Here is a 14,746-nt window from a genome sequence, read left to right as displayed (position 1 = left end):
ACAGTGTCATCTTCCGTCATAGTTCAACAAAATGATGGAGAAAAAGTTGTCGCAAGAAGTCTATGACTATATCGTGATCGGAGCAGGTTCAGCCGGCTGCGCTGTGGCGGGAAGGTTGGGGGAAGCCGGACATTCTGTCCTATTGCTCGAAGCTGGAGGTCGGGATCGCAATCCATTTATCCACATACCCCTTGGATATTCGATGCTCTACGCCAATCCCAAGGTGAATTGGTGCTATGAAAGCGCGCCTGAGCCACATCTCAACAATCGCTGCCTTTTTCAACCACGGGGAAAAGTGCTCGGTGGAACTGGATCAATAAATGGAATGATCTATATGCGCGGCCAGCCGAGAGACTTTGATGACTGGGAGGCTGACGGATGTACTGGATGGGGATGGAAGAGCGTTCTGCCCTTTTTTAAATCGTGTGAGGATCAAGAACGCGGCCCAGATGATTTTCATGGCAGCGGCGGCCCGGTGTCTGTATCGGATATTCCGTCCAAACACGTTTTGGGTGAAGCCTTCCATTCAGCGTCCGAAGCATTGGGCGTGCCGCGCAACGACGACTTCAACGGGGCACAGCAAGAAGGCACCGGTTACGTTCAGACGACAACGAGAAAGGGCCTGCGTTGGAGCACGGCTTCCGGTTATCTGCGTGGCGCAGCGAAGAAACACATCGATTTGAAGCTGAATTCAATGGTGGGCAAGATCGATCTTGATGGAAAGAGGGCAACTGGTGTTCAATGGACTGATAAGTCCGGCTCACATCAGGCGAAAGCCCGACGCGAGATCATCCTCAGTGGCGGCACGTTCAATTCGCCACAACTGCTGCAAATTTCTGGAATTGGGCCCGAAGCGTTGCTGAAAAAGCATGGGATAGCCGTACAGCACGAGCTAACAGGCGTCGGCGAAAACCTGCAGGACCATTTCGGGATTGGTGCCGAGTACCGTTCGACAGTGCATTCCACTGTCAACGATCTGTACAACAACAAGCTAAAGGGTGGCTTGCAGTTGTTGCGTCACCTTCTGTTTCGCACAGGACCCTTTGCCGACAACGGCAACTATTCCAATACCTTCATCCGCTCCGGCCCCGAGATTGATCGCCCGGATATGATGGTGACCTTCATGGCTTGGTGTACAGATGAGCAACTAAAGCCGCATCCATTCTCAGGCTTTACAATTTTGGCTGAACATATGAGGCCCACTTCAAGGGGTCATGTGCATATTACCGGACCACGCCCCACTGATCAACCTGAGATCCGGTTCAACTTTTTCGCCAACGAAGCAGATCAGAAGGCCGCGCTTGCCGGGCTTAAATTCGGTCGTAAGATCGCTGAAACGCGTCCAATGGCAGACTGCGTCGACTATGAAATTTCGCCTGGCAAGAACCAGCAGTCGGATGCCGATCTTCTAGATTATTGCCGCGCCAACGGGTTGTCCCTACTACATCCTGTCGGCACCTGCAAAATGGGCATCGGGACGGATGCGGTTGTCGATCCCCGTTTACGGGTACACGGAATAGAAAGGCTGCGCGTCGCCGACGCATCGATCATGCCACGTATTGTGACAGGCAACACAAATGCCGCCTCGATCATGATCGGTGAAAAGGCCGCGGCCATGATACTCGAAGATGCAGGGGGTTTCGCATGACACAGGTACTTGGGGTCGCATTGTTGGGGACCGGACGCATGGCCCATGTGTATGGCCCCAAAATCAACGCACACACCGGACTGAAACTTGAGGTGATTTACAATCCTCGCCGGTCTTCAGCGGATAAGGTTGCAGCTCTCTATGGAGGTCGTCCAACGGACGACCTTGATAGCGTTCTGTCAGACCCTTGCGTCGAGGCCGTGATTATTGCCACACCAACGGATACGCATGTGGACTACATCGAAAAAGTCGCCCGAGCGGGTAAGGCTATTTATTGTGAAAAACCATTGGACCAGACGCTTGAACGGGTGGACCGTGCTATGGCTGCGCTCAAGATCAATCCCGTACCCTTTATGTTAGGATTCAATAGACGCTTTGATCCTGACAACTCCGCGCTTCGAAACGCAGTGAAAAACGGTGAAATCGGCCGCATCAATATGCTCATGAGTTGGAGCCGTGAACCCGTGCCACCACCTATCGAATATGTGCGTGTGTCCGGTGGATATTTCATAGATTCGACCATACATGATATCGACTTGTTATGCTGGATTGCGGGTGAGCGACCAGTCGAGGTGTCAGCCTTTGGTTCTTGCATGTTCGATCCGCAAATCGGCGCAGAAGGTGATTTGGACATGACAATGACCATGCTCAAGATGCCGTCCGGGGCATTGGTTCACATAAACAACTCTCGTGCTTGTGCATACGGGTTCGATCAGCGATTGGAGGCCTTTGGGCGTAAAGGTATGGTCCAAACGCTCAACCACCGAGACGACAACCTCGTACGTTGGGACAATTCGCGGACGGTGGCCCGTGAACCGCTCAAACACTTCTTTCTCGAACGCTATGACCAGTCATTCTACTATGCGCTCGACGAATTCCACGCTGCCATTATCTCTGGCCGAGACCCATCGTCGAGCGCAGCAGATGGACGAGCCGCGCTCGCGATCGCACACGCATGTGCGACATCAGCACTTGAGGGCCGAACTATTTCTCCCGAGTACTGATCTTGGGATAAAGAAACACTGAACCACAACTGCTGCTTTCCGCTGCATTATGAAATAGTACATTCGTCCCCTGCCCCGATACGACCAAGTGTGAGCGATATCGATGTGTTTGACCTTAAGCGACGCAATCGTATCTGCAGGAAGGGCACCCAAGAACCCTACAGGATGGGTACTGTTTAGCATCCAAATCGCCAGACGTTAATGTGTCACGACCCTATCAGACCCTCAATAATCAATATAGTGCTCAAGTACCGCTTTCGCATAACTGCGATCCGCGCCCACGAACAAGGCATTTGGGCGGTGGCAGTGTATTGGCGCAAGCCATCCGCCAATTAGACAAGCCTACGGAATGGCACAGGACAGGTTGCGCAATAACAACAAGAACCCAAATCACAACCCTACGAAATTTCCGTCTGTCACACGTAACGGGGTGCGCATTTCCCCTGTGAGGGAGAGGCCCGGGAAGGACCCAAACACTTCGATCTTCGCGATTAATTCTGCCACAAAGGGCGGAGAGCCGACCTTCGCTGCAAGCGCGAGCCATCCGTCCCGCGAGGTTGGAAGCCGACATTCACGCCACCCCAAACTGGGCTTGGCGGAACGTGTCAACGACTTTGAGACAGTGGCTTTTGGACTTTAGGCTTGGGTTTCTTCGGTTGGTTTTGGTGGGTTGATCCAGACGGCGGTCGGGATTTGAGGCGGTTTTGGTGGTTTGTGTACGAAGCGTTCGGGCGTGGCGAGGAATGCCGCGTCTAGTGTTGCTTGTCGCGCGGTGTAGATTTCTTGGGCCTGCCCAAAATGGATTTGGTCGGGCGTCATCAGACCAATCCCGGCGTGATGATGGTCTTGGTTATACCATGCAAAGAACCTGCGGCAGAATGCGCGAGCCTGCTCGATGGTTTCAAAGTTCTTGGGGAACTCTGGCTGATATTTCAGTGTTTTGAAGTGGGCTTCGGAGAACGGGTTGTCGTTTGAGGTGTGGGGCCGACTGTGGGACTTGAGCACACCAAGATCAACCAGCATCAGGGCTGTCGTCTTTGCCTTCATGGGCCCACCGCGATCTGCATGCAATGTCAGCTGATCGCGTGGAACCTCGTGTTTTTCCATCGCGTCGATGAACAGCTCTTTGAACTGGCTGGCGCTCTCCGCGTGCTCGACGCGCCAGCCAACAACGCGGCGGCTGAAGATGTCGAGGATGACATAGAGATAGAAGTAGGACCATTTCACCGGGCCCCTCAGCTTGGTGATGTCCCAAGACCAGACCTGATTGGGGGCTTCAGCTAGAAGTTCAGGCTTTTGATAGACGGGATGTGTGCGCTGTCGGCGGCGTTCGCCAACTTCGCCCTGCGCGGCCAATATCCGATACATCGTGCGGATTGAACACAGATAGGTGCCTTCATCCAGCAAGGTGGCAAAGACCTCTGTGGGCGTCTGATCCGCAAAGCGGGGTTCGCGCAGGTGGTGCAATACCTGGTCTCTTTCCCTTTCCGGCAGAGCCCGCGAAGACGCTGCGCGCGGTGGGCGTGTGCGTGGTGGTGCCGTCAGCGCCGCACGCTGTCGAAGAACGCTCGCGCGCGATAATGATAGCGCGGCGCAGACAGCCGAGGTCAAGCCGCTGCCGGTGGGCAATGCAATCGCGACGGCCATCATGATTTGCCGCTGCGCTCTTGCGTCTGCTCCATCTCGTCCAGAAGTCCCGCCACTTTTTTTTGGATGGCAATGATGGCTTCCGCCTGATCCAGACGGCGCCGCAAGGCTGTCACCTCACGGTTGGCCTTGGCCAGCTCAGCTTGCAATGGATTGGCAGGTGCCTTTTGTGGGCCACGGCGCATTGGCTGCAATGCACCCAATGTGCCGGCCGCCCGCGCACGGCGCCAATCGGTCAGTGCAGAGGAATAAAGCCCCTCCCGCCGTAGAATGGCGGAAACCCCGCCAGTGTCTGCCACTTGGTCCGTCTCATCCAGAATGCGCAGTTTGTATTTGGCTGTGAAGTTGCGTCGCTTCGGGATGCTCGTCAGTTCCGCTGTGGGAGCCAACGGCGCATTAACAACGCGGGGAGGCGACGTCGGGGCCAAAACGGCTCCAGATCCAGCATCTGGCGAAAGTGGTGATTGTGAAGGCATAACCATGGTTCTTCTTCTACGCCCTCAAGTGTAAACTTTAGCCAGTCAATTGTCTCACGCTTATTGGCACGGAGGGTGGCGCTGGGCTGCCGCAAGTCTCCTCTGGTGTAGGTTTCTCGGACGCCACGCGCGAGGTTTGGGTGACGCGGAACATTGCCTGGCGTCGGAGAAGCGCTCAAGCGGGAAATCGCGGGGTTGGTCTGGGTGGATCGATTGTTGCTATGGGGATTTGCGCAATGCGTGTGTTTTCGCCCGGAGCTGACAGGCCAGTTTGGCGGGGCGCATTGAGTTAAGCGCAGCGCCGGTTTTGCCTGCTGTTGGTTGAAACTCACGGTATTTTGTCGGCGTCACCATGTTTTGCCACGCTGATCGCTTGATCAAAGCATGCCGATTGGTTCGCAGGAGATATAGCGAGCGGCCGAGGGTGTCGTTCGTGATGTGCGGTGCGCGCGTCATGCAGCAGCCCTTTGTGTTTTTGGCGGCGCTCTGGGATGTTGGGCTGGTGCGATTGTGTCGACGATTATCAACTGCCCGCCACAACATGGGCAAGGCAGAGCAAGAACACGAGGAGGTTCATCTGCATCGTTGATGGTGTTGCCTTTATCGTGCTCCTTGTGAGGGGTTTTGGCCCCCAGCAGTTGCCGGATCCGCGCGATATTGGCCGTGCGGTTGCTATTCCCATAGAACCCATAATGTCGGATGCGGTGCTGGCCTCTGGGCAGCACGTGGATCAGGAACCGGCGAATGAACTCATTTGTGGATAAGGACATGGTCGTGTGGCGGCCCGCACCTTTGAGGCGATAGTCCTTGGCGCGGAAGGTGACGTTTTGCGCATCGAAACGGATCAACCGGCTGTTTGAAATGGCAATCCGATGTGTGTAGCGCGATAGGTATGCCAGCACCGCTTTTGGCCCGGTGAAGGGTTCTTTGGCGTAGACCACCCATTCGATTTTACGCAGCGGTTGCAGGAAAGTGTCAAAGACATTTCGATCTGCAAGGTTTGTGAGATCGCCGAAGAATTGCAGTTTCCCGACCATGTGCAGCTTGGCCAGCCCTTCCAGAATGAGCCGCCGATACAAGCGGGATAGAACGTGGACAGACAGGAAGAAGTTCTTGCGGCAGGCGATCCATTTTGAACCATCTGTCGAAAGCCCTCCCCCCGGCACGATCATATGGACATGGGGGTGGTGGGTCATCGCCGAGCCCCAAGTGTGAAGGACCGACGTTATGCCAACCTTTGCCCCCAGATGTTTAGGATCAGCGGCGATTCTGACCACAGTGTCCGCGCTTGCCCGCATCAGAAGATTATAGATCTCGCGTTTGTTCTGATATGCGATGTCAGCAATCTGCTTTGGCAAGGTGAAGACCAGATGGAAATACCGCACAGGCAGCAGTTCAGCCTCACGTGCCGCAAGCCATATCTTCGCTGCACCCGCCTGGCATTTTGGGCAGTGACGGTTGCGGCATGAGTTGTAGGCGATATGCTCATGCGCGCAGTCGGCGCAGCGCGCGACATGACCGCCAAGCGCCGCGGTTCGACAGCGCTCAATCGCACTCATGACTTTGAACTGGTTCAGGCTGATGTGTCCTGCGTTTGCGGCACGCCAAGCAGCACCATGGTCACGGAAGATATCCGCGACCTCCAGTGATCGACTGGGCATGGTGGCCTATGAAGGCTTAGGCTTGCCCTTCTTCCGCTTGGCTCCATTCAGATCATCCAGCGGACTGTCCACTGCCGCAATCATGCCCGTGGCAACGCTGGCATAGCGCGCAGTAGTTGTCAGTTTGGAATGCCCGAGCAAGGCTTGGATCACCCGGATATCGACGCCGCGCTCCAACAGATGGGTTGCAAAACTGTGCCTCAACGTGTGCAGCGTGACCGGTTTGGTGATCCCGGCTTCCCGCGCGGTCTCTTTAAATAGCCGCGATATCTGTCGCGCTGAGAGGTGTTTGCCGCGATAGCCGGGAAAGAGGACCCGCTCGGGTGCAGGAACATCCTTGTCCTGACCGGTCGGCCGTTCTTTCCACCAGTCGCGCAGCAGGCTCAAAATATCGACAGGCAGCATGACGATGCGATCCTTGCGCCCCTTCGATTGCACGATGCGGATGATTTCCTGATCGCTATCAATATCACCAACTTTGAGCCGCACGACCTCGCCCGCACGCATCCCGCAGCCATAAGCCAGCGACAACATCACGCGCGCCTTCAGGCTCGGAGCCATAGCCAGAATGCGTTTAATCGTAAACATACAGGGAACCCCCTCTTTTTTTGGCATGATCTAAGGTGCGATTATTGCGCGAAGCTGGCGATATGGCTGGCGCGATATGAGGATTTTGATGATGAACAAGACTAGGCGTGGCCGAGGTTCCAAATACACGGATGATTTCAAGCGACAGCTTGTAGCGGAAAGCCACACTGCTGGCGTGAGTGTTCCAATGGTTGCCAAGAAGCACGGTGTGGGCACCAACCGGATTTATGCATGGCGCAGCGATGGGCGGTTTCAGCCTGACAAATCAGATATAGGCCAGTTCACCCCCGTAGAGATTGCCGATGCGGGTATGGTGGACACGCCTGCGTCATCCGGCACCAGCATCTTACCTGTCCCCCATATTGAGATCACACTTGAGAACGGTCGCAAGCTGAGCGTGAGCGACGGGGTTGATGCTGGCTTTGTGCTGGAACTGGCGCGAGGACTTGCAGCATGATCCCTGTTTTGGGGGATGCGAAGATCTGGCTTGCCGCAGGAGTTACGGATATGCGGCGCGGCTTCAACGGGCTGGCGGCGCAGACCGCGCAGGTTCTTGCAGCTGACCCTTACGCGGGGCATCTATTTTTGTTCCGTGGCCGTCGTGGCGATCAGATCAAGATGATCTGGTGGGATGGTCAGGGCGCGTGCCTGTTTACCAAACGGCTTGAACGTGGACGGTTCGTATGGCCCTCAGTCAAGGAAGGTAAAGTCAGCCTAAGCCGCGCACAGCTTGCGATGCTGATGGAAGGCATAGACTGGCGTATTCTCAAGAAGACATGGCGTCCAAGTATGGTTGGATAGCTGTATGTTTTATAGGACTTCTTGCCTTTGTGGGATTCCCATGATGCCCGAGATTTGGTATGTAATGGCATGAGTAAGACCCCTCCAAATCTGACTAATCTGCCCCCTGAAGTACAGGCATACGTTGCCGCGCAAACAGCGGAATTGTCAGAGCTGAAGCAAGCGTTTCTCGGGTCATCCCTTGGCCATGCGACGGTACAAAAACGCCTCAAGGATGAGATGGCATCAGTGGACGCCGCCCTGAGTGCCGAGCGCACCGCTCATGCGCGGGCCATCCAGAACCGAGACACCATCATCGCCGATCTGCGCCTGCAACTCCACGGTCACAACAAGCACCGCTTTGGCTCAAAGTCGGAAAGCAGTGCACAGCTGGCGCTTGAGTTGATCCTTGAAGAACTTGAGATCGAACAAGCCGTTGAGACAGATGATGAACCCTCTGACGCTGAGGCCAAGCCGCCCCGCACACCGCGCAAGCGCAAACCTTTCCCAAAGGGGCTGAAGCGTGTCCAAAAGACCATCACCCCCAGTGATGCTTGCACCGACTGTGGCGGCAGCTTCAAAGTGCTTGGAACGGATGTGATGGAGGAGTTGGAATATGTCCCGGGACATTACATCGTGAACCAAATTGGCCGCCCGCGTCTGGCCTGCACCTGTTGTGAGGCCGTTGTTCAGGCTGAGATGCCAAGCCGACCCATTCCGAAGAGCTTTGTCGGCCCCGCGCTGATGGCCCACATCCTGTGCTGTAAATACGGCTATCATCTGCCGCTGTATCGCCAGAGCCAGATGTTTGCCAACGAGGGCATTGATCTGAGTGGATCGCTCATGGCGGGATGGGTCGGCAAATGCACCAAACTGCTGGAGCGCGTCTCAGATGCAATCCGCGATCACGTCTTTGAGGCGCAGGCGATCTTCATGGATGACACAACGGTCAAGCTGCTCCAGAAGGGCAATGGCAAAGGAAAGAATAAGACCAAAACCGCGCGACTGTGGGTCTATGCCCGAAAAGAAGACACTTGGGCCAGCGGAGCTCCACCTGCGGTGTGGTACCAGTTCTCCACCAGCCATGAGGCGGAGCATCCCAGCAAGCATCTCGAAAGCTATGAAGGCTACGCCCATGCGGATGCCTATGCTGGGTATAATGACGCCTACCGCACGGGGCGGGTCAAAGAGATGGCATGCATGGCCCATGTGCGGCGTGAGTTCTTTGACCTTTATGAAAGCACAAAGCTGCCCGTGGCGGGCGAAGCCGTGCTGCGGATTAAAAAGCTCTATGATGTTGAGACACAAGCGCGGTTCCTGCCCCCTGCGGAACGCGTGGCCCTGCGTCAGGAATACGCCAAGCCGATCTTTGATGACCTGGAAGTCTGGCTTAAAGAGCAACTGGGCAAGATCTCTAGCAAGACGCCGCTGGCCAAGGCGATCAAATATGCACTGGCGCGCCTGCCAAAGGCACGGCCCTATCTTGATCACGGCTTTCTTGAGCTGGACAACAACACAGCCGAGCGCGCAGTGCGCCCTGTGGCCGTGGGACGCAAAAACTATCTCTTCATGGGATCAGAAGCAGGCGGCAAATCTGCAGCAATTGCTTATACGTTGATAGAGACCGCCAAGATGAACAAAGTGAATCCCGAAGCCTGGCTCGCATGGGTGCTGGAACGCATCCAGGACCATCAAGCAAACCGTATCAACGATCTCATGCCGTGGGCCTATCAGGACATGATCGATGCTAAAAACGCCGAGGCCGAGGCAAAAGACGCAGCTTGATCAAGGGCAGCGTTGATGCTTACGTTTAATCTCCTTTTTGCTCAGCACCAGTGGCACTTTCACCGGTTCCTTCAAATGGAAGATCTCGGCCACAAGATCATGCCGTCGAAGGGTCACGCGGAGCAGAAACTTGACCCCTGTCATCGTTTGGTTTCGGGTGCAGATGCTGACGCCGCTCTCGATCAGGTGTTGTTGGAAATACTTCACATCGTCTGGCGTGGCCGTCTCTGGCGAGCGCCCTAACCAAGCCGCAAAACGCTTACAGGCGCGCAGGTGACTACTCTGTGATGCAGGGCCGAGATTGCGCCCTGACATATCGGAAATCATGCGCGCACGAAGGGGCGTCGTTGGTGTCGATTGTTGAATGTTCATCGGAATATCCTCTGTCAATCGAGGCAAAATCACCTCGACCAACAGCACACACCCAAAATCTAGAATCGCGCAACAAATCCCTGTTAAGCCCTACACCCGCAGCAAGCGCCCCTATCGCGGAGCGATTTAGTGCTTGGGCCGTTCGCTACCTTCGCAGTCCCCCATGTGAATAAGGCGGGGGTTTCACGCTTGGGCCGATTTTTCTGACTTATACCTGCTGATCACGGTTTGGATGCGCGGATGAACGGGGCCATACGAATCTTGTGGCTGCTCGTGTGTTACCTCAGTTGGCCTCATCACAATCAAAAGACCAGCGTGGCCGCGCGCTCTTGGTCCTATGAATTGGCGGGTCGGGTGCACTTCCCAATTCTCAAATGGTTCCATCGCGTTGCGCACTTCTGATATCAGGATCCGGCACTCGATGAGCCGGTCGCGTTGCGCGATCACTCTTTGCCCGGTGCGGATCGCTGAGAGCAGTTCAGTCATTTCAGTGATCATGGCTGAGGTCCTTATTTTTATCCGTCTCTTTCATCCCTATTGTCTGCGGTTAGTAAATTCTATGCGACAAACCGCGTATGGAAACAGGCTGCGAAATTGCTCGGTGTAGCCCTCGTCTTGAGCCACTTGTGCAGAGGCATCCAGTCACCCCAAATCCAAAACTTGGTTCGAACGGCTATGCCCAGATTATTGCAGTCAGTGTGGGCCTTATAGTGCAAAGTATCCGCACCATCCGTGTTCGACTGGCGCAGGTAATTTATCCCCTTTGGGATTGCTCGACCACATTCCTCGCATCATCGCCAATCGTTTCGACCTATACGATCTCAAAAGGCTTATCCCTTTTAGTCCGGTTGCCCCACATGTTGACGCGGCGCAGAATCTTGCCCTTGTGGCTTTAGAGGCGGATCGGATCAGTTTGTAACGTCTGGTGGGTTTATAGGGCGTGGCTTTTGCCGTTAACGAGGCCCTTCAGGCGCGCTGTTCAACAAAATCACGATATGTCGCTGGCCCGAGACCAACACCGATCCCCAGCAGCGTGTCGAAGGCGCTTCGCATGTGTCGCCGTCGGTTCCAGCGGAACACGAATTCGTCGAGATAGCGTTGTAGATGGCACTTTCTGAGGCCGTGGAAGACGCCTTTTGCCCACGTTTTTAGGTTGGAGAACACGCGGTGGACCCAGTGGAGTATGTCGTGTGCCTTCTTGCCGCTGACGACCTTTGCCTCATGCGTGTTTGCAGGAGGATTTTCGTAACCGAGCCAGCCATCCGTGATGATGTGAGCGCCAGGCTCTACAGCCTGACCAATGAACCCGTGCAGCGTCTTTGACGCGCCGTCGGGAATGTGTTTCATCCTGATACGGCGCGGATGTCCGTCACTTGATAACTCGACGGCACAGACGACAAACATCTTTCCAACCGGGCTGCGCCCACCCTTTGGCCGGTCCTCGGGATCATGCCGGGACCGGAACGGCATCTCTGTTTCATCGATTTCGACAAGGTCTTTTAGGGGGTTGCGGTCAGGGTTGACCATCGACCGCCGCAGCTTTTGCAAGAGGAGGTCGCCGAGAAGCGCCATCGGTCCGAGCGACGATGGCGACCCGTCTTGTAGCTGCCAAGGCCAAGTTGCGCCTGAAGTTGCAGCGCTGACATGCCGTTGGAATGGCTGGTGATGATGTGCGCGGCAAGAAACCAAATTCGCAACGGCAAATGGCTGCTGTGCATTACCGTGCCAGCCGTCACGGATGTCTGCCGTGCGCAACCGGCACATTCCCAAGTCGCGCGATTTCGCTTTAACGGCCAGCCCTTGCAGGTGCCACAGGAAGGACAGACGAAGCCCTCAGGCCAACGATGTTCCACCAGATAATGCGAACACGCTTCCTCATCAGAAAACCTGGCGTCGAACGCGGGGCGGGACATGGGTTTGTCGTTTTTCCATCTGGCTGGCATGGGAAGAACAATACCAGAACATTCTAGATTGGCAAGCCGCTTCGCACTACATCAGGTGCCGCCGGAGCAAAGGGGATAAGCCTTCGATCTCAACATGAGATCACTGAATTGACGTGGAAAGTAAGCGCTGTAAAAGAGTGGCTTCAACCATGAAGAGAAATAAACTCCACATGACACAGGCGCCCCGCATTGTTTGGTTTAAACGAGATCTGCGGATCAATGACCACGCCCCGTTGCTTGCCGCGTCGCGGACAAACGCACCCATCATACCGCTTTACATTGTTGAGCCTGAATATTGGCATCAACCCTTCGCATCTCGTCGCCATTGGCATTTTATCCACGATTGCCTTTGTGATTTAGACAGTGGTTTGGCTGAGTTGGGTCAACACCTTGTTGTAAAGGTTGGCGACTCTTGTGACGTGATCAAAAAACTTCATTTAGATCACGATGTAAGCCACGTGTACGCACACGAAGAAACAGGAAACCTATGGACATATCACAGAGATATAGCCGTTCAGAAACTGTGCCAGAACCACCGCATTGCACTGCATGAAGCACCCACTAACGGGGTTGTCCGGCGGCTGCGCAGTCGAGATGACTGGTCCAAAATCCGAAACGCACGCATGGCTAAAAAGATACTGCCAAAACCAAATACGCTAAATTCATTTCCGCCGTGCAGTTCAGATACCCTACCTGATAAAAATGACCCGATCTTTGGCAATGTACCTATTGGCAAGGTGCAAAAGGGCGGTCGAAAACAAGCGGTTGCTGATCTGCGCAGTTTTTTAAATCACCGATCTCGCCAATATCTGTACCATATCTCAGCACCTGATTCATCTGAGTTCCACTGCTCTCGCCTCTCCGCTCACCTTGCATGGGGCACCTTATCTGTGCGTGAGGTGGCGCAATCTATCGTGAAACGCCGTGCCCAGTTATCGCCTGACGAAAACAAAAGCTTTGGGCGCAATCTTACGGCTTTTGGCTCTCGCTTGGCATGGCGCTGTCACTTTATTCAAAAAATCGAAGATCAACCTGAAATAGAAACGCACTGCATGCACCCTGCATTCGAAGGGCTACGTGTAGGCGAACACAATGATCTACATTTTCAAGCATGGGCGAGCGGTCAAACTGGGTACCCTTTCGTTGATGCCTGTATGCGCAACCTGACTGCAGAAGGCTGGATCACCTTCCGCATGAGAGCAATGCTGGTAAGCTTCGCCAGCTATCAACTATGGCTCGATTGGCGCGTTACGGGCGAACATCTGGCACGGCTGTTCACAGATTATGAGCCCGGGATTCATTATAGCCAGCTGCAAATGCAATCAGGTGTAACAGGTATCAACACGATGCGCGTTTATAATCCGATCAAACAATCGATGGAGCATGATCCAAAAGGCACTTTCATTCGAAAGTGGGTGCCTGAGCTCAAGAGCGTTCCGGATGAGTTCATTCATGAACCCTGGAAATGGGAAAAGACACTGATCGACGATCGTGATTTTACGCTTGGGCAGGACTATCCTGCCCCACTTGTTGATCAAGCTGTTTCTGCGAAGGCTGCAAAACAACAGATCTCTGCCATACGGAAAAACCAGGACTTTGGGGTCGCGGCAAACGCCATTTTCCTCAAACTAGGAAGTCGAAAATCTGCTTCAAAACGCGGAAAGACGATTAAATTAAAAGATAATACCCAATTATCATTGTTTTAAGGTAAAACTTCAAAACCCAAGAGCAGCCATTGGGGTGCCTGCAGCGAAAGTGTGCTTTTTCCGCACACCACGTTTCAGCCAGAAAAGATGCTGCATAATGCACGAAAGTCCGGTTCGACGGGCTGCACCGCAGCATCCTGAGGTGGACGTGAACGGCAGCAATAGGCCGATAGTGTCATCACACACTGTCTGGCGGGAGGCCTCCCTCGTTTTCAGTGATGGCCGCCCGCTCTTCAAATGCATCGTCCTCATCTGCCATAGCTCTGCGTGCGGGCGCATGTGGCTGCGGCATTTGCGGCAAAGACCCCGGAGTGTATCCGTGCAAAGCTTTATGGCGGCTTTCAGAAACGATAACTGAGGGCACTTCTACTGCGTTTTCAAAGCACGCCATCACCCGCGCGATACCAGCCACATTCATGCCCCCACCCTCGGACGCAGGGCAATCGCGTTTGGCTCATGTTGTTGCCAAGTCACTGAGAATGCTGCGTAAGAAGGTGGTGTCCCAGCCTGCACGTTTGATTTTTATGGAGAGAGAGCCCTTGGATGTGTCACGCCGGAGGACGTCGAGTGCGCGGCGACGTAGAACGGCGATGTTGCCGGGACCGTTGTCTTTCCGATTGCGTGCGGCGTCCTCGCGGAAAGACACATCCAACTGCCAATGAAGGGCATTTTCGATGGCCCAATGGTCGCGGACAGCGGCCAACAGCACCTCAGGTGTGGGAACCCAAGACAGCGCGAAGTAGCGGGTCTCTGAGGTCACCTTTCCGCCCGTCTCTCTGGTCGCCTCGATGCGACCGAACCCCTTGAGGCCAGGGAATTCGTGGTATTCTGCCAATGCCTTAGCCGATACCACAACCGCCTTACGGGTTTCTTTTCTTCCATGGCCGGTATTTTCCGTAACGGCTGTTGGATCGCTTTTGTGCCCCTTGCTGAAACATCCACGGGCGTCAGACAACAGGGATTCCTGGTTACCCTTGAGGGCGAGGCACCAATCACCGCCGCCTGCGTTGATTGCGGCAACCGTGCGGCGGTTGCAATGTAATGCATCACCGGTGACCACCTTGCCCCGCAGATCGATCAACCCAAGCGCCTCTATGGCCGCGCTGAGTTCTGTGCCTCAGTCGGCAGGTACTGTC

The 14,746-nt window shown here is 54.8% G+C and carries 11 protein-coding genes and 2 pseudogenes; 6 read left to right on the top strand and 7 right to left on the bottom strand.

The features are described from left to right. Positions 1-46: 46 nt before the first annotated feature. Both OA238_RS08495 and OA238_RS08490 read left to right on the top strand, forming a co-directional pair. Positions 47-1,648, top strand: a complete 1,602-nt coding sequence (locus tag OA238_RS08495) for a GMC family oxidoreductase (protein ID WP_144055866.1) — start codon at positions 47-49, stop codon at positions 1,646-1,648. After that, positions 1,645-2,652, top strand: a complete 1,008-nt coding sequence (locus tag OA238_RS08490; RefSeq protein ID WP_015494868.1) for a Gfo/Idh/MocA family protein — start codon at positions 1,645-1,647, stop codon at positions 2,650-2,652. Before OA238_RS08495 ends, OA238_RS08490 begins: the two co-directional genes overlap by 4 nt. A gap of 636 nt (positions 2,653-3,288) precedes the next feature. On the opposite strand, the gene OA238_RS08485 is transcribed toward OA238_RS08490, so the two are convergent. The 3 genes from OA238_RS08485 to OA238_RS08465 all read right to left on the bottom strand — a co-directional run bounded on the left by OA238_RS08485 (position 3,289) and on the right by OA238_RS08465 (position 7,024). Next, positions 3,289-4,781 (bottom strand): IS3 family transposase gene (locus OA238_RS08485; RefSeq protein ID WP_085982719.1). Its coding sequence is split into 2 segments (ribosomal slippage): positions 3,289-4,331 and positions 4,331-4,781, totalling 1,494 coding nucleotides; the frame shifts between segments, so codons are not numbered across the junction. Positions 4,782-5,227: 446 nt separating this feature from the next. Continuing rightward, positions 5,228-6,436 carry an IS91 family transposase gene (locus OA238_RS08470; RefSeq protein ID WP_015494867.1) on the bottom strand — a complete coding sequence of 403 codons (1,209 nt, stop codon included), beginning with the start codon at positions 6,434-6,436 and terminating at the stop codon, positions 5,228-5,230. Positions 6,437-6,442: 6 nt separating this feature from the next. After that, positions 6,443-7,024 carry a tyrosine-type recombinase/integrase gene (locus OA238_RS08465; RefSeq protein WP_051076436.1) on the bottom strand — a complete coding sequence of 194 codons (582 nt, stop codon included), beginning with the start codon at positions 7,022-7,024 and terminating at the stop codon, positions 6,443-6,445. An 88-nt stretch (positions 7,025-7,112) separates the two neighbouring features. Between OA238_RS08465 and OA238_RS08460 the strand changes: the two genes are divergently transcribed. From OA238_RS08460 to tnpC, 3 genes are all read left to right on the top strand, one after another. Beyond that, positions 7,113-7,481 carry a transposase gene (locus OA238_RS08460; RefSeq protein ID WP_015494727.1) on the top strand — a complete coding sequence of 123 codons (369 nt, stop codon included), beginning with the start codon at positions 7,113-7,115 and terminating at the stop codon, positions 7,479-7,481. Further along, entirely contained in the window at positions 7,478-7,825 is a 348-nt protein-coding gene (gene tnpB / locus OA238_RS08455) for an IS66 family insertion sequence element accessory protein TnpB (RefSeq protein WP_015494728.1), read from the top strand. Before OA238_RS08460 ends, tnpB begins: the two co-directional genes overlap by 4 nt. Before the next feature lie 69 nt (positions 7,826-7,894). Beyond that, on the top strand, positions 7,895-9,589 hold the full coding sequence (tnpC, locus tag OA238_RS08450; protein ID WP_051076435.1) for an IS66 family transposase: 1,695 nt from the start codon (positions 7,895-7,897) through the stop codon (positions 9,587-9,589). On the opposite strand, the gene OA238_RS08445 is transcribed toward tnpC, so the two are convergent. From OA238_RS08445 to OA238_RS08435, 3 genes and pseudogenes are all read right to left on the bottom strand, one after another. Further along, complete coding sequence (locus OA238_RS08445; protein ID WP_051076434.1) at positions 9,590-9,961, bottom strand: phage integrase N-terminal SAM-like domain-containing protein; 372 nt, start codon at positions 9,959-9,961, stop codon at positions 9,590-9,592. Positions 9,962-10,144: 183 nt separating this feature from the next. After that, positions 10,145-10,459, bottom strand: coding sequence for a hypothetical protein (locus OA238_RS08440; protein WP_015494865.1), 315 nt, complete (start codon positions 10,457-10,459; stop codon positions 10,145-10,147). 468 nt (positions 10,460-10,927) lie between these two features. Next, a pseudogene (locus OA238_RS08435) lies at positions 10,928-11,904 on the bottom strand (IS1595 family transposase). Between the two features lie 149 nt (positions 11,905-12,053). Here OA238_RS08435 and OA238_RS08430 point away from each other — a divergent pair. Further along, complete coding sequence (locus tag OA238_RS08430; RefSeq protein ID WP_015494864.1) at positions 12,054-13,610, top strand: FAD-binding domain-containing protein; 1,557 nt, start codon at positions 12,054-12,056, stop codon at positions 13,608-13,610. 454 nt (positions 13,611-14,064) lie between these two features. Here the strand turns inward: OA238_RS08430 and OA238_RS34460 are convergent. After that, a pseudogene (locus OA238_RS34460) lies at positions 14,065-14,709 on the bottom strand (ISAs1 family transposase); the annotation flags it as partial. Between the last annotated feature and the right edge of the window lie 37 nt (positions 14,710-14,746).

It is taken from the genome of Octadecabacter arcticus 238 (assembly GCF_000155735.2).
GTDB classification, from domain to species: domain Bacteria; phylum Pseudomonadota; class Alphaproteobacteria; order Rhodobacterales; family Rhodobacteraceae; genus Octadecabacter; species Octadecabacter arcticus.
This window is presented reverse-complemented; position numbering and strand designations above follow the sequence as displayed.

Coding starts and splice junctions, on each gene's coding strand:
- OA238_RS08490 (WP_015494868.1), top strand. CDS start 1,645: ATGACACAGGTACTTGGGGTCGCATTGTTGGGGACCGGACGCATGGCC.
- OA238_RS08470 (WP_015494867.1), bottom strand. CDS start 6,436: ATGCCCAGTCGATCACTGGAGGTCGCGGATATCTTCCGTGACCATGGT.
- OA238_RS08465 (WP_051076436.1), bottom strand. CDS start 7,024: ATGTTTACGATTAAACGCATTCTGGCTATGGCTCCGAGCCTGAAGGCG.
- OA238_RS08460 (WP_015494727.1), top strand. CDS start 7,113: ATGATGAACAAGACTAGGCGTGGCCGAGGTTCCAAATACACGGATGAT.
- tnpB (WP_015494728.1), top strand. CDS start 7,478: ATGATCCCTGTTTTGGGGGATGCGAAGATCTGGCTTGCCGCAGGAGTT.
- tnpC (WP_051076435.1), top strand. CDS start 7,895: ATGAGTAAGACCCCTCCAAATCTGACTAATCTGCCCCCTGAAGTACAG.
- OA238_RS08445 (WP_051076434.1), bottom strand. CDS start 9,961: ATGAACATTCAACAATCGACACCAACGACGCCCCTTCGTGCGCGCATG.
- OA238_RS08440 (WP_015494865.1), bottom strand. CDS start 10,459: ATGATCACTGAAATGACTGAACTGCTCTCAGCGATCCGCACCGGGCAA.
- OA238_RS08430 (WP_015494864.1), top strand. CDS start 12,054: ATGAAGAGAAATAAACTCCACATGACACAGGCGCCCCGCATTGTTTGG.